This is a genomic window from Angustibacter aerolatus, from assembly GCF_054776675.1.
The window spans coordinates 1-21,924 of record NZ_BAAHBM010000057.1 but is presented as its reverse complement, the minus strand read 5'-3'; the positions used below and the strand labels follow the sequence as shown (position 1 = coordinate 21,924).

Annotated in this window: 21 protein-coding genes; 9 read left to right on the top strand and 12 right to left on the bottom strand. The window is 75.2% G+C overall.

The window, feature by feature from the left end:
- From ACYVI6_RS13130 to ACYVI6_RS13120, 3 genes are all read left to right on the top strand, one after another.
- On the top strand, positions 1 to 391 hold a 391-nt coding region (locus tag ACYVI6_RS13130), incomplete at its 5' end, for a TetR-like C-terminal domain-containing protein (RefSeq protein WP_460446802.1).
- 482 nt (positions 392 to 873) lie between these two features.
- Positions 874 to 1,836, top strand: a complete 963-nt coding sequence (locus ACYVI6_RS13125) for a type IV toxin-antitoxin system AbiEi family antitoxin domain-containing protein (RefSeq protein WP_460446801.1) — start codon at positions 874 to 876, stop codon at positions 1,834 to 1,836.
- Between the two features lie 178 nt (positions 1,837 to 2,014).
- Complete coding sequence (locus ACYVI6_RS13120) at positions 2,015 to 2,632, top strand: malonic semialdehyde reductase (protein WP_460446800.1); 618 nt, start codon at positions 2,015 to 2,017, stop codon at positions 2,630 to 2,632.
- Positions 2,633 to 2,904: 272 nt separating this feature from the next.
- On the opposite strand, the gene eda is transcribed toward ACYVI6_RS13120, so the two are convergent.
- The 3 genes from eda to pdxH all read right to left on the bottom strand — a co-directional run bounded on the left by eda (position 2,905) and on the right by pdxH (position 6,294).
- Positions 2,905 to 3,564 carry a bifunctional 4-hydroxy-2-oxoglutarate aldolase/2-dehydro-3-deoxy-phosphogluconate aldolase gene (eda, locus tag ACYVI6_RS13115; RefSeq protein WP_460446799.1) on the bottom strand — a complete coding sequence of 220 codons (660 nt, stop codon included), beginning with the start codon at positions 3,562 to 3,564 and terminating at the stop codon, positions 2,905 to 2,907.
- Positions 3,561 to 5,462 (bottom strand): phosphogluconate dehydratase, encoded by a 1,902-nt coding sequence (edd, locus tag ACYVI6_RS13110; protein ID WP_460446798.1) that lies wholly within the window; start codon positions 5,460 to 5,462, stop codon positions 3,561 to 3,563. Before edd ends, eda begins: the two co-directional genes overlap by 4 nt.
- Before the next feature lie 154 nt (positions 5,463 to 5,616).
- Complete coding sequence (gene pdxH, locus ACYVI6_RS13105; protein ID WP_460446797.1) at positions 5,617 to 6,294, bottom strand: pyridoxamine 5'-phosphate oxidase; 678 nt, start codon at positions 6,292 to 6,294, stop codon at positions 5,617 to 5,619.
- Positions 6,295 to 6,320: 26 nt separating this feature from the next.
- Between pdxH and serC the strand changes: the two genes are divergently transcribed.
- Positions 6,321 to 7,463, top strand: a complete 1,143-nt coding sequence (gene serC, locus ACYVI6_RS13100) for a phosphoserine transaminase (RefSeq protein ID WP_460446803.1) — start codon at positions 6,321 to 6,323, stop codon at positions 7,461 to 7,463.
- Here the strand turns inward: serC and ACYVI6_RS13095 are convergent.
- The 3 genes from ACYVI6_RS13095 to ACYVI6_RS13085 are packed head-to-tail and all read right to left on the bottom strand — an operon-like array spanning position 7,414 to position 10,865.
- Positions 7,414 to 8,439, bottom strand: a complete 1,026-nt coding sequence (locus ACYVI6_RS13095) for a hypothetical protein (protein WP_284288310.1) — start codon at positions 8,437 to 8,439, stop codon at positions 7,414 to 7,416. The two genes, serC and ACYVI6_RS13095, sit on opposite strands and share 50 nt — an antisense overlap.
- Positions 8,436 to 9,629, bottom strand: a complete 1,194-nt coding sequence (locus ACYVI6_RS13090) for a class I SAM-dependent methyltransferase (RefSeq protein ID WP_460446796.1) — start codon at positions 9,627 to 9,629, stop codon at positions 8,436 to 8,438. Before ACYVI6_RS13090 ends, ACYVI6_RS13095 begins: the two co-directional genes overlap by 4 nt.
- Before the next feature lie 12 nt (positions 9,630 to 9,641).
- Positions 9,642 to 10,865, bottom strand: coding sequence for an acyltransferase family protein (locus tag ACYVI6_RS13085; protein ID WP_460446795.1), 1,224 nt, complete (start codon positions 10,863 to 10,865; stop codon positions 9,642 to 9,644).
- Positions 10,866 to 11,137: 272 nt separating this feature from the next.
- On the opposite strand from ACYVI6_RS13085, the gene ACYVI6_RS13080 reads away from it, so the two are divergent.
- Both ACYVI6_RS13080 and ACYVI6_RS13075 read left to right on the top strand, forming a co-directional pair.
- Positions 11,138 to 11,734, top strand: a complete 597-nt coding sequence (locus ACYVI6_RS13080; RefSeq protein ID WP_460446794.1) for an ArsR/SmtB family transcription factor — start codon at positions 11,138 to 11,140, stop codon at positions 11,732 to 11,734.
- Entirely contained in the window at positions 11,731 to 13,056 is a 1,326-nt protein-coding gene (locus ACYVI6_RS13075) for an MFS transporter (RefSeq protein WP_460446793.1), read from the top strand. Before ACYVI6_RS13080 ends, ACYVI6_RS13075 begins: the two co-directional genes overlap by 4 nt.
- A 99-nt stretch (positions 13,057 to 13,155) precedes the next feature.
- Here the strand turns inward: ACYVI6_RS13075 and ACYVI6_RS13070 are convergent, their stop codons facing one another.
- From ACYVI6_RS13070 to ACYVI6_RS13055, 4 genes are read right to left on the bottom strand one after another with little or no spacing between them, the layout of a single operon-like run.
- Complete coding sequence (locus tag ACYVI6_RS13070) at positions 13,156 to 14,478, bottom strand: MFS transporter (protein ID WP_460446792.1); 1,323 nt, start codon at positions 14,476 to 14,478, stop codon at positions 13,156 to 13,158.
- Positions 14,475 to 14,936, bottom strand: coding sequence for a MarR family winged helix-turn-helix transcriptional regulator (locus ACYVI6_RS13065; RefSeq protein WP_460446791.1), 462 nt, complete (start codon positions 14,934 to 14,936; stop codon positions 14,475 to 14,477). The genes ACYVI6_RS13070 and ACYVI6_RS13065 overlap by 4 nt, the downstream gene beginning before the upstream one ends.
- A 50-nt stretch (positions 14,937 to 14,986) precedes the next feature.
- On the bottom strand, positions 14,987 to 15,757 hold the full coding sequence (locus ACYVI6_RS13060; protein ID WP_460446790.1) for a maleylpyruvate isomerase N-terminal domain-containing protein: 771 nt from the start codon (positions 15,755 to 15,757) through the stop codon (positions 14,987 to 14,989).
- A 40-nt stretch (positions 15,758 to 15,797) separates the two neighbouring features.
- The gene (locus ACYVI6_RS13055; RefSeq protein WP_460446789.1) at positions 15,798 to 16,679 is read right to left on the bottom strand and encodes an NAD-dependent epimerase/dehydratase family protein; all 882 of its coding nucleotides are present in this window, start codon (positions 16,677 to 16,679) and stop codon (positions 15,798 to 15,800) included.
- An 83-nt stretch (positions 16,680 to 16,762) separates the two neighbouring features.
- Between ACYVI6_RS13055 and ACYVI6_RS13050 the strand changes: the two genes are divergently transcribed.
- Both ACYVI6_RS13050 and ACYVI6_RS13045 read left to right on the top strand, forming a co-directional pair.
- Entirely contained in the window at positions 16,763 to 17,341 is a 579-nt protein-coding gene (locus ACYVI6_RS13050) for a TetR/AcrR family transcriptional regulator (RefSeq protein WP_460446788.1), read from the top strand.
- Between the two features lie 44 nt (positions 17,342 to 17,385).
- The gene (locus ACYVI6_RS13045; protein ID WP_460446787.1) at positions 17,386 to 18,324 is read left to right on the top strand and encodes an NADP-dependent oxidoreductase; all 939 of its coding nucleotides are present in this window, start codon (positions 17,386 to 17,388) and stop codon (positions 18,322 to 18,324) included.
- A gap of 3 nt (positions 18,325 to 18,327) precedes the next feature.
- On the opposite strand, the gene ACYVI6_RS13040 is transcribed toward ACYVI6_RS13045, so the two are convergent.
- A complete protein-coding gene (locus ACYVI6_RS13040; protein ID WP_460446786.1) occupies positions 18,328 to 19,821 on the bottom strand; it encodes an NCS2 family permease in 1,494 nt (497 codons plus the stop codon).
- Positions 19,822 to 19,948: 127 nt separating this feature from the next.
- Between ACYVI6_RS13040 and ACYVI6_RS13035 the strand changes: the two genes are divergently transcribed.
- On the top strand, positions 19,949 to 20,209 hold the full coding sequence (locus ACYVI6_RS13035; RefSeq protein WP_284288327.1) for a DUF2530 domain-containing protein: 261 nt from the start codon (positions 19,949 to 19,951) through the stop codon (positions 20,207 to 20,209).
- A gap of 4 nt (positions 20,210 to 20,213) precedes the next feature.
- On the opposite strand, the gene ACYVI6_RS13030 is transcribed toward ACYVI6_RS13035, so the two are convergent.
- Positions 20,214 to 21,924: thioesterase domain-containing protein (locus ACYVI6_RS13030; RefSeq protein WP_460446785.1), on the bottom strand; the 1,711-nt coding region annotated here is incomplete at its 5' end.

The following is a 21,924-nucleotide window of genomic DNA, read 5'->3' as shown; positions in this document are numbered from 1 at the left end:
CGACGAGCTGGCCGACCGAGCCGCCGCCGCCGTCGCCGGCCTGCCCGGCCGCGACGCGCTGCTCGCCGTCGCGGCCGCCTACCGCGGCTACGCCGTCGAGCACCCCGGCCGCTACGCCGCCACCCAGCTCGAGCTGCGCGACCCCCTGCCCGAGGTGGTCGCCGCCGGCACCCGGCACGCCGACCTCACGCGCGCCGTCCTGCGCGGCTACCGGCTCGCCGAACCCGACGAGACCGACGCCGTCCGCCTCCTGCACAGCACCCTGCACGGCTTCGTGTCCCTCGAGCGTGCCGGCGGCTTCGACCGCACCCCCCGCCCCGCCGACGCCTCCTGGGCCCGCGCCGTCGACGCCCTCGACACCACCTTCCGCACCTGGGCCGCCGCGGTCTGATCACGCCCGCTCGGTACCGCGCGCCACGTGAAGTCGGCTGCGGCACCGTTCGATGGGCGTGCACACCCCTGGAACGGTGCGGCAGCCGCAGGAGGGCCGGGCTGCGTCCGGCTCGCAGGCCGCACGAGTGCTCGGTGCCGGCACGCCCTCCTGCCCCCCAGGTTGGGTTGCCGCGCGCCACGTGAAGTCGGCCGAGGCACCGTTCGATGGGCGTGCACACCCGTCGAACAGTGCGGCAGCCACAGGAACCCTGCGGCTTTCGATCCCGGCGGCTCTGGTGGCTCGACGGGCGGCCGCCGCAACCAGCCGGCTCGCTCGCAGCCGCCAGGCCCAGGCACGGCACTCGGCCGACACCGCCGACGTCGCAGCCCCCCGATCGTCGTCCACAGTGGTGGTCCACAAGGGCCGCCTCGTCCACAGGACCCGGAGGCAGGGTGCCTGCGCACGCCGCGCCACCGCACGCTGCGCCGATGCAGCCACCGATGACACAGCGAGCGCACGGCCTGTTCACGACGGCGGACGCCTCCCGCGCCGGGTACAGCCCGCAGGAGATCGCCCGACGGGTCCGCCGCGGCGACTGGGTGCGGCTTCGCCGAGGTGCCTTCGTCACCGGCGACGTGCACCGGACAGCTGACGACGCCGAGCGTCATCGGATGCGCGCCCTGGCCGTGACGCTCAGGCTCACCGACCACGTGCTCAGCCACGTCACCGCCGCGGTCGTGCACCACCTGCCCGTGCCGGGACTGCCCCTGGACGTCGTCCACGTGACACGGCCGGGACGCCCGGGCGCCAGCCGGCTCGAGGCGGGGGTCAAGCACCACGTCTGCTCGCTGGCAGCCGATGACCGGACGACGGTCGACGGTCTCACCGTGACCGGTCTCGAGCGGACCGCCCTCGACGTGGCTCGGGGCTGGGACGGACGTGCGTCACTGCCCGTCGTCGACGCCGCGCTCGCCGGCGGCGCCGACGTCGAGCTGTTGCAGCGGCTGGCCACCACGACCGGCGACTGGCCGGGGTCCTCGCGGGCACGTCGGACGCTCGCCCTCGCCGACCAGCGAGCGGAGTCACCGGGCGAGAGCATCAGCCGCTGGACGTTCCACGCCGTCGGGCGGCCGCCGGACGAGCTGCAGCTGCAGGTCGAGACCGACCTCGGCACGTACCGGCCGGACTTCGCCTGGGTCGCCGCCGGAGTGCTCGGGGAGTTCGACGGAGCGGTGAAGTACGGCCGACTGCTGCGGCCGGGCCAGGACGTGGGTGACGTCGTGCTGGCCGAGCGACGGCGGGAGCAGGCGCTGGAGCGAGCCGGTTGGGTGGTCGTGCGCTTCACCTGGCGCGAGGTGCACGACGCAGACCTGGTCGGACGGCGCCTCGCTGCCGCGGTGCAGCACGCTGCGCGGCGCGGCCTCGCCAGACCCGGCCGTCTGCGCCCGGCCGACGTGGGGTGACCCTGTGCCTCCTGTGGCTGCGGCCCCGTTCGATGGGTTTGCACGCCCATGGAACGGTGCCGCAGCCAACTTCACGTGGCTCGCGCACGAGGGACGGGCGGGCGCACGAGGGGCGGGCGGTCGGGGGCGGGGTGGGCGGCGTGGGAACAAGCGCAGGAGGTTGAAAGTTCAATCAGCCATGACGACGACAGACACCACGCTGGCCGACCTGCTGCAGCTCGACCGGCACGCCCAGGACCTGCTGTTCCGCGAGGCGCGGACGGCGAACACGTTCACCGACGAGCCGGTGACCGACGAGCAGGTGCGGGCGATCCACGACCTGGTGCAGTGGGCGCCGACGTCGATGAACAGCCAGCCGCTGCGGGTGCTGCTGGTGCGGTCGGACGAGGCGCGGGCGCGGCTGCTGCCGCACATGGCCGAGGGCAACCGGGCCAAGACGGGGGCGGCCCCGCTGGTGGCGGTGCTGGCGGCCGACCACGACTTCCACGAGCAGTTCCACCGCACGTTCCCCCACTTCCCGGGGGCGAAGGGCGTGTTCGCGGACGACGAGGTGCGGGCCGGCGCGGCGACGCTGAACGGCACGCTGCAGGTGGCCTACTTCATCCTCGGGGTGCGCGCCGCGGGCCTGGCGGCCGGGCCGATGACCGGCTACGACGCGGCCGGGATCGACGCGGAGTTCTTCGCCGGCACCGACCGGCACGTGCTCGCCGTGGTCAACGTCGGCCACCCCGGCGAGGACGCGTGGTTCCCGCGCAGCCCCCGGCTCGGGTACGACGAGGTCGTCACCACCGTCTGACGCGCAACCCCGTTGCCGCACAGCGGATCCCGACGTACCGTTGACGTACACGGGAAAGGAGGTGGTCCGTACTGTGATTTCTCATCGGACGCGTGAGGTGGCTGCCCGCTAGCCGCCGTTCTACCCAGGACGGGCTCCTGAGATCCCTCCCACCGCGAGCAGCGGCCGGCGAGATCCAGGCAGTCACCGGAAGCCCGCAGGTTCGTCGCACCCCGTCCAGTGCGACGTCGGCACAGGCCGACACCTGCGGGCTTCTTCACGCCCTGACGCGGTCAGCCGCCGAGCGCGGAGGCCTCGCGGGCCAGCCGCTCGATGCGACCCCAGTCGCCCGCCGCCACCGCGTCGCGCGGGGTCAGCCACGAGCCGCCGACGCACGAGACGTTCGGCAGGGCCAGGTACGACGGCGCCGACTCGAGGGTGATGCCGCCGGTCGGGCAGAACTGCAGCCCGGGCAGCGGGCCCGACACGGCCGACAGGAACGCCCGACCGCCGCTCGGCTCGGCGGGGAAGAACTTCATGCCGGTGAGGCCGTGCTCGGCCAGCTCCATCATCTCGGTCATGGTGCTCGCGCCGGCCAGCACCGGCAGGCCGCTGTCGAGCGCCGCACCGAGCAGCCGCCTGGGCGACCCGGGCGTCACGAGGAACCGCGCACCGGCCTGGCGGACGGCGTCGACCTGGCCCGGCGTCGTCACCGTGCCGGCCCCCACGACGACGTCGGGTGCCTCCTGCGCGATGCGGGCGATGGCCCCGAGCCCCGCGGGGGTGCGCAGGGTGACCTCGATGATGCCGATGCCGCCGCGCAGCAGGGCGTTCGCGAGCGGCACGGCGTCGTCGACGTGGTCGATCACGACCACCGGGACGACGGGCGCGATGCCCAGCACGTCGCCGACGTCGCGCAGGTCGTCGAGGTCGGACGGCGGGGCGGCGGTCATCGGGCACTCTCCTGCAGGTCGGCGGTCAGGCTGTCGGCGGACGCACCGCGCGTCACGAAGCGGGCGCCGAACACGTGCGCCCCCTCGTCGGCCCGGCCGACCACGGCCCGCAGCGCGCCGAACAGCTCGCGCCCGGTGCCCGCGACCGGCTCGACCACCCGGGGTGGCACGACCCGAGCCTGCCACTGCGCCGCGTCGACCAGCACGTCGAGGGTGCCGTGCAGCGCGTCGAGGCGGACGACGTCACCGTCCTGCAGCAGCGCGATCGGGCCGCCGTGCACGGCCTCGGGCGTGAGGTGGATGGCGGCCGGGATCGCGCCGGACGCTCCCGACATGCGGCCGTCGGTGATGAGCGCGACCTGGAACCCGCGACGCTGCAGCACCGACAGCGACGGCGTCAGCTGGTGCAGCTCGGGCATGCCGTTGGCGGACGGGCCCTGCTCGCGCACGACGACGATCACGTCGCGGTCGAGCTCGCGGCGGCTGAACGCCTCGAGCACGCCGGTCTGGTCGGCGAAGACCCGCACGGGGGCCTCGACGACGAGGTGCTCGGGCGCCACCGACGACACCTTGACCACTGCCTGGCCGAGGCTGCCGCGCACCAGCCGCAGCCCGCCGTCGGGGGCGAACGGGTCGTCGGCCGGGCGCAGCACCGTGCGGTCGAGGCTGTCGGCCGGGGCGTCGCGGTAGGTCAGCTCGCCGTCGTCGCCGAGCACCGGCGTCCGGGTGTAGCGCTCGAGCCCGCGCCCGGCGAGGGTCAGCACGTCGCCGTGCAGCAGACCGGCGTCGAGCAGGGTGCGCACGAGGTAGGGCGTGCCGCCCGCGACGTGGAACTGGTTCACGTCGGCCGTGCCGCTGGGGTACATGCGGGCCAGCAGCGGGATCACGCGCGACAGGTCGTCGAGGTCGTCCCAGCGCAGGTCGATGCCGGCGGCCGCGGCCATCGCGACGAGGTGCATGGTGTGGTTCGTCGAGCCGCCGGTCGCCAGCAGGGCGATCGCGCCGTTGACGACCACCCGCTCGTCGACGACGTGGCCGATGCCGTACGGCGCGTTGCTCGCGGCGATCTCGGCCACCCGCTTCGTCGCGGCGGCGGTCAGCGCGTCGCGCAGCGGGTCGGTGGGGGCGATGAACGCCGAGCCGGGCAGGTGCAGGCCCATGACGTCCATCAGCAGCTGGTTGCTGTTGGCGGTGCCGTAGAACGTGCAGGTGCCGGGCGAGTGGTACGACGCGACCTCGGCCTGCAGCAGCTCGGTGCGGCCGATCTCGCCTGCGGCGTGCTGACGGCGCACCGCGGCCTTCTCGGCGTTCGGCAGGCCGCTCGCCATCGGGCCGGCGGGCACCAGCGCGGCGGGCAGGTGGCCGAAGGCGAGCGCCCCCTCGACGAGGCCGGGCACGATCTTGTCGCAGACGCCGAGCAGCAGGGCGCCGTCGAAGACGTCGTGGCTGAGCGCGATCGCCGTGGCCATCGCGATGACGTCGCGGCTGAAGAGGCTGAGCTCCATGCCGGCCCGACCCTGCGTGATGCCGTCGCACATGGCCGGGACGCCGCCCGCGACCAGGGCGACCGCACCGATGCCGGCGGCGACGTCCTTGATGTGCCGCGGGTAGGTCTCGAACGGCTGGTGGGCCGACAGCATGTCGTTGTACGAGGTGACGATGCCCAGGCTCACCGCGGCCTCGCCGACGAGGGCGGTGCGCTCGGCCGGGCCGCACGCCGCGACGGTGTGCGCGAGGTTGCTGCAGCCGAGGGCCGACCGCGAGCGGCCGGCGGCCCGGGCGCGCTCGATCATGTCGAGGTAGGCGATGCGGCCCGGTCGGCTGCGCCGCACGATGCGATCGGTGACCGCCTGCACGGCGGGGTGGACGGGCACGCGGGCGTGGCGTGATGCGGACATGCGGTGCTCCCTGGTCGTCGCCGGACCCCTGCGAGGGGGACGGACGGCGACGACGGCGCCCGTGTGACTGAGGTCACGCTACCCCGGCCCCCGCCGTCCGGTCGAGCACCTCGTCTCACGCGTCGGGACGCGTCGTCCGGCATGCGGGCACGGGTCAGGGCTGCAAGCGCTCCGCCCGCCACGACGCGGGGTCCGCCAGGTCGCCGTCGCCGGTGCGGCGGAAGGCGACCCGGTCGTGCAGCCGCGACTGCCGACCCACCCACAGCTCGACGACCTCGGGCACCACGCGGTAGCCGGTCCAGGCCTCCGGCGGTGGGACGTCGGTGGGCGAGCCGGTGTCGGGCCAGCGGGCCTCCTCCGCGGCGACGGCGCGCTCGAGGTCGGCTCGGTCGGCCAGCGGCTGCGACTGGCGGGAGGCGCGGGTGGCGACCTGCGACCCGCGCGGCCGGTGCGCGAAGTAGGCCGCGGCCTCGTCCGGCGTGGTGCGCTCGACCCGGCCGCGGGCCCGCACCTGCCGGAACATCGGGTGCCACAGCAGCACGACGGCGGCGTGCGGCTGCCCCGCGAGCTGCGCGCCCTTCGCCGACCCGCTGCTGCTGTAGAAGACGAACCCGCTCGGGTCGAGCTGCTTCAGCAGCACGGTGCGCGCGTCCGGCACGCCCTCGGCGTCGACCGTCGCGACCACCATCGCGCCCGGCTCGACGACCCGGTCGTCGGCCACCGCCTCGGCGTACCAGCGCTCGAGCAGCGGCCAGGGCGCGCCCTCGACCTCGCCGAGCAGGTCGCCGGCGTACTGCAGGCGGGCGTCTGGGTCGACCAGTGGACTGCTCACCCGCCCACCGTACGAGGTCTGGGAGGATCGCCGCCGTGGAGATCCCGGAGCACCTGCTGCCCGTCGACGGCCGGTTCGGGTCGGGCCCGAGCAAGGTGCGCCCAGAGCAGGCGCAGGCCGTGGCGGACGCCGGCCGGCACCTGCTCGGCACCTCGCACCGGCAGGCCCCCGTGCGGGCGCTCGTCGGACGGGTGCGCGCGGGCCTGTCCGAGCTGCTGCGGGCCCCGGACGGCTACGAGGTGGTGCTCGGCAACGGCGGCTCGACGACGTTCTGGGACGTCGCGACCCTCGGCCTGGTGCGCGATCGGGCCCAGCACCTGGTGCTCGGCGAGTTCTCGGCGAAGTTCGCGCAGGCCACCGCCGCCGCACCGTTCCTGGCCGAGCCGCACGTCGTCCGCTCCGAGCCCGGCACCCGGCCCGACCCGGTCGCCGACCCGGACGTCGACGTGCACGCCTGGCCGCACAACGAGACCTCGACCGGCGTCGTCCTGCCGGTGCAGCGCGTCGCCGGCACCGCGGCACCGGACGACGGCGGCCCGCTCGTGCTGGTCGACGCGACGTCGGCGGCGGCCGGGGTCGACGTCGACCTCGCGCAGTGCGACGCCTACTACCTGGCGCCGCAGAAGGGGTTCGCGTCCGACGGCGGCCTGTGGTTCGCGCTGCTCTCGCCCGCGGCGATCGAGCGGGCGCGCGAGCTGGGGGGCAGCGGGCGGTGGGTGCCCGAGTCGCTCAGCCTCACCACGGCGATCGACAACAGCCGCCTCGACCAGACGTACAACACCCCCGCGATCGCGACGCTGCTCATGATGGCCGCGCAGCTCGACTGGCTGCTGGGCAACGGCGGCCTGTCGTGGGCCGCCGCGCGCACCGCCGACTCGGCGTCGCGGCTGTACGGCTGGGCCGACCGCAGCGACTACGCCACGCCGTTCGTCGCCGACCCGACGCACCGCTCACCCGTCGTCGGCACCATCGACCTCGACGACTCGATCGACGCCGCCGAGGTCGCGAAGCAGCTGCGGCACAACGGGATCGTCGACACCGAGCCCTACCGCAAGCTCGGCCGCAACCAGCTGCGCGTCGGCATGTTCCCCGCCGTCGACCCGAGCGACGTCGAGGCGCTCACCGCCTGCGTCGACCACGTCGTCGCGCACCTGCCACGACGGCGATGAGCACGGTGCCGAGCAGCGTCACCGCCCCGACGACCGACCAGTCGAGCGGCCGCTCGCGGACGGCGTCGCGCACCACCCGCTGCGCCTGACCGACCCGCGTCGTCGCCGGGGTCTCTGAGCGCTCGGGCGCCGGCAGCCTCGGCAGCCGCACCCGCCACAGCGGCTGCACCTGTCCCTCCGACCCGGCGTACGCGTACCGGCCGTCGAGGGTGGCCGCGATGCTCTCGCCCTGCTGCTGCTCGGGCAGGTCGACCGACGCGAGCGAGCGCATCCGGCCCTTCGCCGGCGGGTCGTAGGCCACGACGCCGACGTAGTCGCGCACCAGCACGCGACCGTCGGGCAGCGCGGACGCGTCGGTGACGAACGACTGCGAGACCCGTGCGACCTGCTTCGCGAGCGCCGGGCGGGTCACCGAGCGGCCGGCCAGCGCACGGTCGACCGCCGACGACGGCACCTCGAGCACGCGCCCGCCGAGGAGCTCCTTGGTGATCAGCAGCAGCCGGTGGTCCGTCGTCCAGACCATCGCCTCGACGTCCGCCGGGCCGCCCGGGTAGCGCACCCGCAGCGACACGACGTCGGTCGACTGCGAGCGCACGCTGCCGGGCTCGTCGACCAGCCGCAGCACCACGCTCTCGCGCACCGCGGAGTTGTCGCCGGTGTCGCCGACCCACAGCACCGAGCGGCCGTCGGACGTCGTGCCCCCGGCCAGCGACTCGACGTCGCGGGCGTCGGTGCGCAGGGTCAGCACCGCGCGGGTGCGGCCGGTGCGCGGCGAGACGCCGAACACCCGCGCGCTGTCGCCGGAGTCGTTCGTCAGCCACAGCAGGTCGCGGTGCGTCGGGCTCGCCACCAGGTCGCTCTGCTCGCCGATCCGGTCGTCGCGGATCGTCGAGACACGTTGTGCTGCAGGGGGTTCGGACGACGTCGAGGCGGCCAGCCCCGCGAGCGCGAGGGCGGCCACGGAGCCAGCGATCACCCGAGCGCCCGGGTGACCTCGGCGTCGAGCATGCGCGCCAGCGCCGGGTGCACGCCCCAGTCGGCGGTGAGGGCGCGGTACTCGTGGCGCACCTCGCGGCGGGCGGGGGTGCCGGTGCGCACGGCCCGCACCATCGCGTTGCGCGGCGTGTGCCGGGAGTCGACGAACTCGACGACCTCGACCTTGTAGCCGAGCATCCGCAGCAGCAGCGAGCGGTAGGTGTCGGTCAGCACGTCGGCGAAGCGCTCGCGCAGGATGCCGTGCCGGGCCAGCGCGCGGTAGGGCTCGGGGGCGCCCGGTCCGGCGGCGAGCTGCCGCTGCACGTCGTGGTGGCAGCAGGGGGCGGCGAGCACCACCGGCGCCTCCCAGCGGACGGCCCGGGCCAGCGCCTCGTCGGTCGCGGTGTCGCAGGCGTGCAGCGCCAGCACGACGTCGGGCCGCTCGGTGACCTCGGCGTCGGCGATGGTGCCGACGGCGAACGACAGGCCGTCGAGCCGCGCCTCCCCCGCCAGCCGCTCGCTGCGTGCCACGACGTCCGGCCGGACGTCGACGCCGAGCGTGCGCACCTGGCCGGCCCCGAGCCGGTCGGTGAGCCAGCGGTGCGCCGCGAACGTCAGGTAGGCGTTGCCGCAGCCGAGGTCGACGACGCGGAGCGGTCGCACGGCGCCGTCCGGGCCGGTGCGGTCGGGCAGGCGGTCGAGGGCCGGCTCGAGCAGCCGCAGGAAGGCGTCGACCTGGCGGCGCTTGTCGGCGTCGGCACCGAGCACCGTGAACAGCGGGTCGGCCGGGTCGAGCAGGTGGTGCTTGGCGCGGTCGTGCGCCCGGGCCTCGACGCCGCGCCGGCTGGCGGCCGTGCGGTGCACCAGCGCGGCGCCCTTCTTGGTGACCCGCAGCTGCACGGTGGCGTCGACCGTCTCGACGTGCCAGTTGCCGAACGGCTCGGCCAGCAGGTCGTCGACGGCGGTGCCGGCCTCGTCGTACGGCAGGTTGCGGGTGGTCGCCTGCCGGCCGTCGTTCGTCACCAGCTGCAGCTCGCGGCCGCGCTTGAGGTCGACCGGCCGCAGCTCGGCGCGCACCACCGAGGGGTGCTCGGCGCGGCGGCGTCCGGCGGCGACCGCGCGCACGAGCCCGTCGGCGTCGAGCAGCATCGGTCGCAGGTCGGCGAGGGCGGCCTCGAGGGTCTGCGTCACCCGCCCATCGTCTCAGGGGCGGGCGGCCGTCTTCAGCCGGATCGCCGCAGCCTGCTGCGCGAGACCGCGCTTCAGCCACGGACCGAGCGGCCGCTCGACGAAGCGGTGGATCAGCCAGGCGAGCGTGAGCATCGACGCCGCGGTGAGCAGCAGCACCAGCGGCACCGGCAGGTGGAGGTACCGGCGCAGCACGCGGATCCAGAACCAGCCGAGGTGCTCGTGCACCAGGTAGAACGGATAGGTCAGGGCACCGGCGACCGTCAGCCACCGCCAGCGGGCGAAGCGGAACCAGCCCAGGGCGACGGCTGCGACGAGCGCGTAGCAGAGGGTCAGGCCGACGACGAGCCACAGCGCGTGCCGCTCGATGTAGACGCCCTTCGTGCCCGGCGGCCGCCACAGCGCGCGGATCACGGCGTTCTGGCCGAGCACCCAGCTCACGGCGACGATCCCCCACAGCAGCAGGTCGCTGCCGTACCGGTGCACCAGGTAGAGGGCGAGGCCGCCGCAGAAGAACGGCGCCCACATCGGCATCACGATCGCGTCGAGGAACGGCGCCTTCACCCCGTTCGCGACCACCGCAGCCACCAGCCAGAGCATCGCGAAGCCGACGACCCGGCGGTAGGTGACCCCCCGCCACACCACGAACAGCCCGAACAGCAGGTAGAACCGCGCCTCGACCCAGAGCGTCCAGTCGACGCCGATCACCCGGGGCGTGCCGAACGGCTGCTGCAGCATCGACAGGTTGACCAGCACCTCGTCGGCCCGGAGCGGCTTCTGCACGACCGGCAGCACGAAGCTCGCCGCGGTGATCAGCAGCACCGCCACCCAGTACGCCGGATACAGCCGCGCCACCCGGGACCGGAAGAAGTCGCCGAGCGTGCGGCCCCAGGTGCTCATGCAGATCACGAAGCCGCTGATCACGAAGAACAGCTCGACGCCCAGGTTGCCGTAGACCGTGACCTGCGACAGCGACGGGAACAGCTCGCGCGGCGACCGCCCCCAGTCCTTCGTGGTGTGCGAGATCGCCGTGTAGTGGAAGCACATCACCACCAGCGCCGCGAGCAGCCGCAGCCCGTCGAGCGCGTGCAGCCGGCTCTGCTCGCGCCCGCCCGGCCCGGTGGCGACGCGCTCGACGTCCGGACGGCGCGCCGTCTCGCTCGCCCCGGACGCACCGGTCGCGTCGCTCCCCTCCCCGGGCTCGGTGGCGGTCGCGGTCTGCGGCAGCAGCTGCGTCACGGGTGCCTCTCGTCGGGTGCGGGCAGGGAGCGTTCGCACGCTACGTGCGCGTCCGGGGTCGCCGTCAGGGCGCCGCGCGAGGTGTCGGGCACTGTTCACCGACCGGTCACCGCGCCGTCCGACGCCGCACCTTCGCTGGGCTGCGGCACCGTTCCAGGGGGTTGCACGCCCATCGAACGGTGCGCGAGCCGACTTCACGTGGCGCGCACCAGTGGGCGGCTCGATGCAAAGAGGTCTTGGCAAAGGAGTCTTTGCATCGATACCTTGGCGCCGTGAGCGACCAGCGACCCGACCAGCCGTCCGGCACGGCGCACCTCGACGCGCGCAACCTGCGGGGGGTGGCCCACCCGCTGCGGGTGCGCATCCTCGGCATGCTGCGGTCGGACGGGGCCGACACCGCGACCGGCCTGGCGAACCGGCTGGGGCTGAGCAGCGCGGCCACCAGCTACCACCTGCGCCAGCTCGCGGCGTACGGGTTCATCGTCGAGGACGCCGAGCGCGGCCAGGGGCGGGAGCGCTGGTGGCGGGCGGCGCACCGCTCGACGCGCATGGACGACATGGCGATGGCCGCCGACCCGGAGGCGAGCGAGGCGAGCGAGCAGTACCTGCGCGGCGTCACGCAGGTGTACGCGCAGCGGGTGCAGTCCGCGATGGACGAGCTGCCGTACCTGCCGCCGCAGTGGCGGGGCCGCGGCACGCTGAGCGACCAGGAGCTGCGGCTGACGCCGGACGAGGCCGACCGGCTGGCCGAGCGGCTGATGGCGGTGCTCGAGGAGTTCCGCCGCAGCGACGAGCCCGACGCGCCGGACGACGCCGAGCGGGTGGTCGCGCAGGTGCTGGTCTTCAAGCGGCCGGGCGACGGGCGATGACCTCCCCCGTCGCCGGAGCGGTCGCGGCCCCCGCGTCGCGGCGTCCGGCGGTCGCGCTGCTCGGCGCCTACGCCGTGTCGCTGGTGGGCAGCCGGCTGAGCATGGTGGCGCTGCCGCTGTTCGTGCTGCTCACGACCGGCTCGGCGACCCGCACCGGTCTGGTGGCGATGGCCGAGACCGCGCCGTACGCGCTGTCGACGGCCCTGGCCGGACCGGTCACCGACCGCGTCGGCACCCGTCGGGTGAGCATCGCGAGCGACGTGGCGAGCGCCCTGGTGGTCGGCGCGATCCCGCTGCTGCACGCGACGGGCCACCTGACGTTCACCGCGCTGCTGGTGCTGTGCGCGCTGGCCGGCACCTGCCGCGGGCCCGGCGACGGCGCGAAGTACGTGATGATCCCGACGGTCGCGCGAGCCGCGGGCATGCCGGTGGAGCGCGGCATCGCGTTCGCCGACGGCACCAGCCGAGCTGCCTCGGTGCTGGGGCCGCTCGGCGCGGCGGCGCTGGTCGGGCTGGTCGGGGCCGCCGGGGCCCTGACCGCCGACGCCGCGTCGTTCCTGGTGGCCGCCGTCGTGGTGGCGGTCGGGGTGCCGGCCGCCGTCGCCGCCATCGGGCCGGCCGAGCTCGACGCCGACGACCCGGACGCCGCCGGTTCCTACCGGGCGCGGCTGGCGTCCGGTGCGCGGTTCGTGCGGCGCGACGGCCTGCTGCGCTCGATCGTCGGGATGGTCTCGGTGACGAACCTGCTCGACGCCGCGTACGGCGGGGTGCTGCTCGCCGTCTGGGCGACCCGGCAGGGTGGCGGGGCGCCGCTGGTCGGCGTGGTCGCGGCCACGATGAGCGCCGGGGCGGTGATCGGCGCGCTGACCGCGGCCGCCGTGGGGCACCGGCTGCCGCGCCGGGCGACGTTCGGCTGGGGGTTCTTCCTCGTCGGGGCGCCGCGCTTCGTCGTGCTGGCGCTCGACGTGCCGCTGCCGGTGGTGCTCGTGGTGCTGTTCGTCGGCGGACTCGGCGCGGGCACGCTCAACCCGATCCTGGGGGCGGTCGAGGTCGAGCGGATCCCGGAGCACCTGCGGGCCCGGGTGCTGTCGCTGATGGGCAGCCTGGCGTTCGCGCTCATCCCGTTCGGCGGCCTGGTGGGCGGCCTGCTCAGCGACCACCTCGGCGTCCGCACCGCGCTGCTGGTGTGCGGCGCGGTGTACCTGGTGGCGACGACGCTGCCGGCCCTGCGCCCCGAGTGGCGCGAGCTGGACGCCGGACGCCGCCGGGCGGCGGAGGTGCCGGCACCGGGCAGCGCCCCCGCCCCGGCAGGCGCTCGTTAGGGTCGAGGCATGTCGCCTCGCAGCCGCCGCCTCGTCGTGAGCGGCGCCCTGGTGCTGCTCGTCGTCGTGGTGCTGGTGGGCGGGCTGCTCAGGTAGCCGTCAGGCCGCCGAGCGGCGGTCGGTCGCGGCGTCCAGCGCCAGCACCTCGCGGGCCGCGGCGCGCTCGGCGCCGGCGCTGGTGACCTGCAGGTGCGGGGTCCGGCCGAGCCGGTAGCGCACCCGCACACCCCGGGTGCGGACGACGTAGACCAACGCCACCAGGCCGGTGACCAGCGAGACCAGGCCGCCGATCAGGATGGTCCAGCGCGGGCCCAGCGTCTCGCCGACCCAGCCGACGACGGGTGCGCCGATCGGGGTGCCGCCCATGAAGATCGCCATGTAGAGGGCCATCACCCGGCCGCGCATCTCGGGCGCGACGCTGAGCTGCACGGTCGCGTTCGCGCTGGTCATCAGGGTCAGCGAGGCCAGGCCGACCGGCACCAGCGAGACCGCGAAGGTGCCGTACGTCGGCATCAGGGCCGAGACGGTCGCGAACACCCCGAACAGCAGCGTCGCGCCGATCACCAGCCGCAGCCGCGGCTTCTCGCGCCGGGCGGCCAGCAGCGCACCGCCGAGCGAGCCGATCGCCATGATCGAGCCGAGCAGGCCGTACTCGCCGGAACCCTTGTGGAACTGCGCGGTCGCCATGATCGCGGTGGTCATCTGGAAGTTCAGGCCGAACGTGCCGACCATGCAGACGATCGCCATGATCAGCACGATGTCGGGACGACCGCGCACGTAGGCGACGCCCTCGCGCAGCGCCCCCTTGGCACGCTGGCGCGGCGCCGGCCGCAGCTCGTGCACGCGCATGTGGGTCAGCGAGAACAGCGTGCCGGCGAACGTGGCGGCGTTCACCAGGAACACCGGGCCGGTGCCGACCCAGGCGATGAGCAGGCCGGCGATGCCGGGGCCGATGATGCGCGCGGCGTGGAACGACGCGCTGTTCAGGCCGACGGCGTTCGAGAGGTCCTCGCGCGGCACCATCTCGCTGACGAACGACTGCCGCGCGGGCGAGTCGAACGCCTGCACGACGCCGAGCGCGAGGGCGCACGCGTAGGCGTGCCACAGCTGGGCCTGGCCGGTCACGACGAGCAGCCCGAGCACCAGCCCGACGACGCCCATCGCCGACTGGGTCGCCAGCATCAGCCGCCGCTTGGGCAGCCGGTCGGCCAGGACGCCGGCGAACGGGGCCAGCAGCAGCACCGGCAGGAACTGCAGGCCGGTGGTGATGCCGACCGCCGCGGCGGAGTGGTCGGTGAGCACGGTCAGCACCAGCCAGTCCTGGGCGACGCGCTGCATCCAGGTGCCGACGTTCGACACGATCGAGCCAGCCGCCCAGAGGCGGTAGTTGAACGTGCGGAGCGCCCGGAAGGTGGGGCTCATCGGTCGCTCACCCGCAGCAGGATCGCCGCGGCCTCCTGCAGGGTCGCCCGCTCGTGCGGCTCGAGCTCGGCGAGCCGCTTGGCCAGCCAGGCGTCACGGCGCCGGCGGGTCTCGCGGATCGTGGCGCGCCCGGCGTCGGTCAGCGACATGAGCACCTGGCGACCGTCGGTCGGGTGGTCGGTGCGCGCGACCAGCCCGAGCTCCTCGAGCAGCCCGATGGTCCGGGTCATCGACGGCGGCTGCACGTGCTCGGCGACGGCCAGCTCGCGCGGCGTCGACGGCCCCTGCCGGTCGAGCACCGCCAGCACCGAGAACTGGCCCGGGCTGATCTGGTCGGTGCTCTCGAGGCGCAGGCGGCGGGAGGTGCGCATGACCGCGACCCGCAGCTCGGCGGCCAGCGCGGGGGCGCCGGGGGCACGGCGCGTGGTGGTACCTGACGTGGTGGCTCTGTCATCCATAGGATCGTTAGTCTAGCAAATGACCTCGAAGGCGCGACCCGGGCGCGTGCCTACTGCACGGCGAGGTCGAGCCGGGCCCGCAGCCGCGCGAGCACCGCCTCGTCGCCGACGACCTGCACGTGCGCGCCCTCGACGTCGCGCCCCCACAGCCACAGGTCGACGGCCTCGCCCGAGCCGCTGACCGTGGCGTCCGCTCCCGCGTCGTCGGGTGCGGCCGGCAGCACCTCGTGCCCGCCGTCCGGCAGGCGTACCAGCCAGCTGCTCCCCCCGGCCACCAGCAGCACGCCGCCTGCCGAGCCGCTGTCGTAGCCCGCGCGCTCGCGCACCCGCGGGTCGCCGGCGAACCAGTCGGCGACCTCCAGCGCGCCGTCCGCGCCGAGCCCGGGCACCGCGGGCGTCGGCACCAGCCCGGCCGCGACCTCGCCGTCGACCCGGTGCACGTACGCCTCGTGCGCCATCCGCCGGTACCAGAACGCCGTGGTCTCGTGACCGGGCAGCCAGGTCCAGCAGGCGGCGTCCGGCCCGAGGTCGCGCAGCCGCGTCGTGAGGTCGGCCACCACCTCGTCGTACCGGTCGAGCAGCTCGTCGTCCGGCGGGTCGGCCGGCTCCCACTCGCCGTCGGCCGGTCGTCGTCCGAGCCGCAGCGCGGCCACCTTGTGCGCGAAGATGTTGAGGCAGTGCCACACCAGGTCGCCGAGCGTCCAGCCCGGGCAGGTCGGCACCGCGGCCTGCAGGTCGCCGTCGCGGGCGATCGCCCCCAGGCGTGCGGCGTCGGCGGCGTACGACGCGAGCAGGTCGTCGGCGGACGGCGTGGGCTCCATGCCGCGCGACGCTAGCCGCCGCCGCCGACAGCCGCACGGCTCAGGGCTGGAGCAGCTCGAGGTCGTCGAGCAGGCTCGGGTGCACCGGCTGCCACCCCAGCACCTCGCGGGTGCGGGCGCTCGACGCCGGCTGGTCCATCGCGAAGACGGGGCCGAACGGGCCGAAGGTCTCCTCGGGCACCGACCGGACGGGCAGGCCGAGCCGTCGTCCGACCACGGCCGCGACGTCGCGCACGGCGTCGCCCTCGTCGGCCACCGCGTGCCACGCGGTGCCGGCCGGCGCCGACTCCAGCGCGAGGCGGAACAGCACCGCGGCGTCGCGGGCGTGCACCGCCGGCCAGCGCTGGCTGCCGTCGCCGGGGTACCCCGCGACGCCGGTGCGCCGGGCAGCCTCGGTGAGCAGGCCGGCGAACCCGCCGCGCCCGTCCTCGTGCACGGTGCGCGGCATGCGCACCGCCGAGGTGCGCACGATCTGGCCGGCCAGCGCGAGCAGGGCGGTCACGGTGCGGCCGCGCTGCCCGACGGGGCCGTCGGAGGGCAGCGGGTCGTCCTCGGTCGACGCGCGGCCGGGCACCCACGGCGTGCCCGAGACGGTGACGAGCGGCCGGTCGCTGCCGACGAGGGCGCGGCCGAGCACCTCGAGGGCGGCCTGCTCCTCGTCCATGCCGCGCGTCAGCGCCTCGGGGCTGGAGTAGTCGCGGCTGAACGCCAGGCTGACGACGCCCTGGGCCCGCTCGGCCCCGTCGCGCAGCGCGGCGAGGTCGTCGAGCGCACCGCGCCGGACGGCGGCGCCCGCCTGCTGCAGCGCGCGGGCGGACGCGTCGGAGCGGGCCAGCGCCTCGACGGTGTGACCGGCGCCCAGCAGCTCGGCGACGACGGCGGTGCCGATGGTGCCGGTGCCGCCGGTGACGAAGACGTGCACGGTGTGCTCCTCTGTGACGGGACTGATGTCCCATCACCGTAGCAGCGCGATGGGACCATTGTCCCGTCGACTAGGATGGCGCGGTGGCGCGATGGCAACCCGGGGCACGCGAGCGCCTGGTCGTGGCGGCCGTCGACCTGTTCGCCGACCAGGGGTACGACGTCACGACCGTCGCGCAGATCGCCGAGCGCGCCGGCGTCACGAAGAGCACCTTCTTCCGGCACTTCCCCGACAAGCGCGACCTGCTCGTCGCCGGCCAGGAGACGCTGGGGCGGCTGCTGGCCGAGGGCATCGGCGAGGCGCCGTCCGGGGCGACGCCGCTCGAGGCGGTGGCGGCGGGGCTCGAGCGGGCCTCGACGGCGATGGGCCCGGCCAACCGCGAGCTCGGGCCGCGCATCCGCGCCGCCGTCGCCGCCAGCACCGAGCTGCAGGAACGCGACGCCCTGAAGAGCGTCGGGCTCGCCGTCGCCGCGACCGACGCCCTCGTCGCCCGCGGCGTGCCCGAGCCCATCGCGCACCTCGCCGCCGAGCTCGGCGTCCTGGCGTTCAAGCGCGGGTACGCCGAGTGGTCCGAGGGCGAGCGCGCCGACGACGACGGGCTCGCGCCGCACGCGCTGGCCGCGCTCGACCAGCTGCGCGCCGCGAGCACCGCGCTGGGCTGACCCACCCGGTTGCCGCGTCGCCCGGTGCGACGTCTGATGGCGTCATGACCCTGCAGATGAAGGCGGTCGCCTTCGGCGGCATCGACCAGCTCCAGCCGTTCGACGTCGAGGTGCCCGCACCCGGGCCCGGCGAGGTGGCGATCGACGTCCGCGCCGCCGGCGTGAACCCCACCGACTACAAGGGGATCGTCGGCTACCAGGGCCGGGACGAGTCGCGACTGCCGCTGCCCATCGGCTACGAGGTCGCGGGCGTCGTGGCCGCCGTCGGCGACGGCGCCGCGCTCGCGACCGGGCCGGTGTCGGTGGGCGACGAGGTCGTGGCGTTCCGCGTGACCGGCGGGTACAGCGAGCGGCTGAACGTGCCGGCGCCCGACGTGTTCCACAAGCCGGAGCGGCTCGACTGGCCCGAGGCCGCCAACCTGTTCCTGGTCGCGGCGACCGCGGCCGACGTGCTGCGGGTCGTGCCGGTCGAGCGCGGGCAGACCGTCGTGGTGCACGGCGGGTCGGGTTCGGTCGGCGTCGTGCTGCTGCAGCTGCTGCGCGACGCCGGCGTGCGGGCGGTCGCCACCGCGTCGGCCCGCGGCGCCGAGGTCGTGCGCCGGTTCGGCGGCGAGCCGATCGAGTACGGCGACGGCCTCGAGCAGCGGCTGCGCGACGCCGCACCCGACGGCTACGACGCGGCGTACGACTGCGTCGGCACCGACGAGGCCCTCGACACCTCGCTCGCCCTCGTGCCGCGCGACCGCCTGGTGACGATCGCCGCGTTCCAGCGCGCGCAGGACGAGGGCTTCGTCGTCGTCGGCGGCACGATGCCCGAGAGCCGGGCCTTCCGCGACGAGGTGCGCCTGCGGCTGCTGGAGGCCGCCGGACGCGGCGAGATCGTCGTGCCGGTGGCCCGCACGTTCCCTCTGCGCGACGCCCAGGACGCGCTGCGCCTGCTAGCCGACGGCCACCCCGGCGGCAAGCTGGCGCTGATCCCCTGACGATCAGCCGACGCCGAGCACCGACTTGATCGGGTCGATGGCGAAGTAGACGACGAAGAGCACGGCGGTGATCCAGAGCAGCGGGTGCACCTCGGAGGCCTTGCCGCGCACCACCTTGATGAGCACGTAGGTCACGAAGCCGGCGCCGATGCCCGCGGTGATCGAGTAGGTGAACGGCATCAGCACGATCGTGAGGAACGCCGGGATCGCGATGTCGAGGTCGTCCCAGCTGATGCCGCGCACCTGCTGCATCATCAGGAACCCGACGACGACGAGGGCCGGGGTCGCCGCCTCGTAGGGCACCACGGCGACGAGCGGCGCGAGCAGGGTGGCGAGCAGGAACAGCACGCCGGTGACGACGGACGCGAGGCCGGTGCGGGCGCCCTCGCCGACGCCGGACGCCGACTCGATGTACGACGTGTTGCTCGAGACGCTGCCGACGCCGCCGGCCACCGCGGCGAGCGAGTCGACCACGAGGATGCGCTCGGCGTTCGGCGGGTTGCCCTCGTCGTCGAGCAGGTCGGCCTCCGCACCGATGGCCACCATCGTGCCCATCGTGTCGAAGAAGTCGGCGAGCAGGAGCGTGAAGATGAGCAGCGCCGCGCTCACCACGCCGATCGCCTTGAACGAGCCGAGCAGGTCGAAGTGGCCGAGCAGCCCGAAGTCGGGGACGTCGACGATCGTGTCGGGCAGCTTCGGCACGTTCAGGCCCCAGCCGGTGGGGTTGACCAGCTTGCCGGTGGCGTCGGTCTGCGAGCCGACGTGCCCGACCGCCTCGATGATCACCGCGAGCACGGTGGCGCCGAGGATGCCGAACAGGATCGCGCCGCGCACCCGCCGCACCATCATCACGATGATGGCGAGCAGGCCGACGACGAACACGACCGACGGCCAGCCGGCGAGGAACCCGCCGACGCCGAGCTCGACCGGGGTGGGGCCGGCGGGCTTGCGCACGAAGCCGGCGTCGAACAGGCCGATGATCGTGATGAACAGGCCGATGCCGACGCTGATCGCCGTCTTCAGCTGCGTCGGCACCGCGCGGAAGACCGCCGTCCGGAACCCGGTGAGCACCAGCACCAGGATGATGACGCCCTCGATGACCACCAGGCCCATCGCGTCGGCCCACGTCATCTTCGGCAGCGTCGCGATGCCGAACGCCACGAAGGCGTTGAGCCCCAGGCCGGTCGCGAGCGCCAGCGGGTAGTTCGCGACGACGCCCATGAGGATCGTCATGACCCCGGCGACGAGCGCGGTGGCGGCCGCGACGAGCGGCAGGTTCGGGGCGTCGCCGCCGCCGAGGAAGTGGCCGGTGCTGTCCTGCGCGGTGCCGATGATGAGCGGGTTCAGCACCACGATGTAGGCCATCGTGAAGAACGTGACGAACCCGCCGCGCAGCTCGCGGGCGACGCTCGAACCGCGGGCGGAGATGCGGAAGTAGCGGTCGAGCGCGCCGGTCGGCTCGGTGCTGCGCGGCGACGTGGTGGTGCTGGACGACATGCCGGTCCCTTCGGGCGGTGGGCCGACGGCGGGGGGCGGTTCCCGGCCGGGCGGGCCGCATCTTGCCACGCGCGTGGGTCCACCGTGTTTCGCCGACCACGCGCTGGTCACGCCGTAGGATCGCGGCGTGGCCGACCCCGCACCGCACCCCGAGTCGGGGCAGGACCTGCAGCCGATCGGCGTCGACACGATCCCCGTCGTCTGGGCCGGCGTCGCCGTCTGGGTGGTCGCCCTCGTCGTCACGCTGCTGGTGCCGGCGCTGCACCGCGCCGACCGCGACTGGTGGCCCTGGGCCTGCGTCTCCGGCATCGGCCTCGGGCTGATCGGGCTGCTCTACCTGCACCGCGGCCGCGGCAACGCCGCCATGGCGCACGGCGCCCAGGACTGAGCAGCTAGCCGGCGGCGTCCTCGACGGCGACCTGCACCGCGGACGCCGGGTCGGCGAGCACCTCGGCGATCGTCCAGCGCGCGGCCCACGAGCCGGCGGCCCAGGCCAGCGCCCGGGCGAGCCCGGCGAGCGTCGCGGCGTGCGGGTGACCGGTGTCGTCGACCCACCACTCGACGTCGTGGCCGTCGACCTGCAGCTCGTCGTGCTCCGTCCACTCGGTCGGCGCGCCCGGCAGCACCGCCCGAACCCCTTGCGGCACAGGCGTTCTCGAGCCGTCGCTGGTGAGCACGCCGGAGGCGACCTCGCTCGCCAGCCGGACGTCGAGCAGGTCGGCCAGCCGCTCGGCACCGCGGGCAGGGGCCACGACGAGTCCACCCAGGTCGGTGCGCTGCAGCCAGCGCGGGTCGTCGGCCACGACCGCGTCGCGCGGGTGCACCAGCGCGGTGCCGTCGCCGCGCAGCACCCGCACCCTGGCCGGTGGGTCGACGTCGAGGTCGTCGCCGGCGTCCGCCAGCAGCGCCCAGGCCTTGAGGCAGGCGGTCACCGGCGGGTCGCGGCGGTCGTCGCCGAGGCGGTCGAGCAGCACCGGCAGCACCGCCGACGGCGGCTCACCGGCCCCGGCGACGCCGAGCGCCGACCGCACCGCAGGATCGAGGTCGCGCACCCACGCCGGTGCCGGGTCGAGCAGCCCGTCGAGCTCGGCGGCGACGCCCTCCACGGTGCCCGCCGACCCCAGGCGTCGTCCCAGCCACCAGGCGGTCGGCGGCGGCAGCGCGCCGCCGTCGCGCCGGCGCACCGGGTCCACCAGGGCGCGGCGCGAGACGGGGTCGGCGGCCAGCGCACGCACCACCTCGGGCCACGCCGCGTCGAGCACGACGTCGAGGTCGCGCACCGCCACCACCTCGCCGAGCTCGTGCCCGTCGGCCAGGTCGAACCACTCCTCCAGGCCCGCGACGTCGGCCAGCTCGTCGGGCGGGTCAGCGGGGTCGACGTCGGCCGCCCGCACGACGGCGAGCAAGTCGAGGACGCCGACGGCGACAAGAGCCTCGCGCGGCCAGGCGTCGACGACCCGCTCGTGCAGCAGCCCGATGTCGTCGGGGTCGAGCACCCGCGCGGCCAGCGACCCCGGGAGCGCCAGCGCTCCGGCGGGTGCCGGGTCGTCGTCGGCGTCGGGCAGCGCGAGGTCGGCGAGCCACGGCAGGTCGCCCGGCGCGAGCGCGTCACCCGCGGCGGCCACCAGCCCGAGCACCGCGGCGGCCACCTCGGCGGGGTCGTCGGCGTCCGGGCTGTCGTCGACGGCGGCCCGCACCGCCGGGTCGTCGAGCAGGCCGCGGGCGGTGGCCGGCGTGGCACCGAGCCGGGTCAGCAGCGGGTGCGCCGCCTCGGGGTGCACGAGCCGCAACCCCCACTGCCGCAACGGCTGCAGCACCTCGGGGGCGAGCACGTCGTCGAGCAGCAGCAGGCCACGCACCCCGCGCACCAGCCGTCCGTCGGCCAGCGGCACCGGCAGCGCACCGAGCGCCTCGCGGCCGGCCGAGTCGTCGGCGAGCGGCGCGAGGCCGACGTAGAGGGCGTGCCACCAGGTCGGCTCGCCGGTCAGCGGCAGCCGGTCGACGACGTCGGCGAGGCCGACCGGCTCGACGCCGAGGTCGAGCAGCCGCGACCGGGCGCCCGGTGGCGCGGCCACCAGACCGGCCAGCACCGGTGCGAGCGCC